This is a genomic window from Shimia sp. (assembly GCF_041624275.1).
GTDB lineage: Bacteria > Pseudomonadota > Alphaproteobacteria > Rhodobacterales > Rhodobacteraceae > Shimia.
The window spans coordinates 1-1,631 of the sequence record NZ_JBFJVE010000311.1; the positions used below are offsets into that span (position 1 = coordinate 1).

The 1,631-nt window shown below is 63.6% G+C and carries 2 protein-coding genes; both read right to left on the reverse strand.

The window, feature by feature from the left end:
• Window positions 1–314, reverse strand: a 314-nt coding sequence (locus ABZD10_RS15510) for an LptF/LptG family permease (protein ID WP_372887913.1), incomplete at its 3' end; no start/stop codon positions are given.
• A complete protein-coding gene (gene lptF / locus ABZD10_RS15515; protein WP_372887915.1) occupies window positions 311–1,429 on the reverse strand; it encodes an LPS export ABC transporter permease LptF in 1,119 nt (372 codons plus the stop codon). The genes lptF and ABZD10_RS15510, both read right to left, overlap by 4 nt.
• Window positions 1,430–1,631: the final 202 nt, after the last annotated feature.

Below are 1,631 nucleotides of genomic sequence, written 5' to 3' on the forward strand. Positions count from 1 at the left end.
ACGATCACCGGCGCCAGCAAGGCGCGCAGCCCGGATCGGCCAGAGGCCCGCGTCACCACAAGTTCGCTGCTGCGCGCGAGGCCGAGAAACAGCGCGATGGTCGACAGGATCACCACCAGCGGCAGGATCTGATAGAGCCCCTCGGGCGCCTTCAGCGCGGTCAAGAGCAGGATCTGGCCGAAACCGATCTCGTCGACGTTGAAGCGCCGCAGCTGCTCCATCATGTCGACCAGCATCAGCAGCGACAGGAACACGGTCTGAAGACCGACGAAAATATACAGGAACTTGCGCGCGAAATAGAGGTGAACGATCATGCCGCCGCCTTTCGCGCCGGACGCAGCGGATGCGACGCCAGCCACAGCAGCCCGGCGCCCAGCACCAGCCCGAACAGCGCGGGCAGGTAGATCAGCGGCCACAGATCCCCGTTCGAACGCACCGGGTCCAGCGTCGCCGACCGGCTGCCCTCGACCAGCACCAGCAGCACGAAGGCGATGACGATCTGGCGCCAGACCCCGAAGCGGCTGAAGCCGCCCAGAAGCAGGGTGGCAAAGCCCACCAGCGCCGCCGAGATCACCATCAGCGGCCGGTTGAACCGGCTGTGCACCTCTTCCATCACCCAGCCATAGGGCACCCCGGTCTCGGCGCTGACCGCCCGCGGCGCAAGCAGCAGCTCGGGCGTCGCGATGAACTCCATCCGCCGCCGCTCCTGTTCGGGCTTTCCGATCAGGCTGCTGATATCATAGGTGAAATCCGAAAAATTGGTGGTGAACAGGCGGTCGCTCTGCGCCAGGTGGATCTGCGACAGCCCCTCGACCATGACCAGCCGCGACCCGGCCTCGGTATTGACGATGAAGGACTGCGCGGCGGTATAGGTGACCACCTCCTGCGGCTTGCGCCGGTCCGACAGGAAAACATCGTGCAGAACCCCGTCCGGGGTGATCTCGCGGATATAGAAGGTGACGCCGCTGGTCGGGTGCAGAAAGGTGCCCTCGGTCAGCAGCCGCGCGGTGACATTCTCGGTCACCTCCTTCTGGCGGCGGGTCAGCTGCTCGCTGCTGATCGGCACCAGAACATGGGTCAGAACGCTCATCATCGCCATGACGATGATGCCGTAGAACAGCACCGGACGGGCCAGCCGCCAGGGGCTGAAGCCGGTGGCCTGCATCACCGTCAGCTCGCTTTCGCTGCTCAGCCGGTTGGTGACATAGACCGCGGCGACAAAGACCGACATCGGCATCACCATGCGGATCACCCGCGGCAGGCTGAGGGCCGAGAACTCGAGAAACACCCAGGCCGACTGGCCGTTGGCGATCAGCGTGTCGAACAGCACCACCGCCCGGTTGACCCAATAGACGGACACCAGGACCAAGGCAAAGAAGCTGAACAGGATCAGCAATTGCGACAGCATGTACCTGTCGAATCTGCTCACGGCGCCAGAATCCCCCGATTGCGCGTCACATGGGCCGGACATTAGTTGAAATCGCGCCTGTCGGAAACTGCTATCTGGTCAACATCCTGTGGCCGCGCTAGGTATTCCTACAACAACAGGGAGTTTGACCGTGCGAAAACCGGCAGCAATTGATTTCGTCGAAACCGACCTCGAGACACTGGCGGGCGCCGCCGGGCGCATC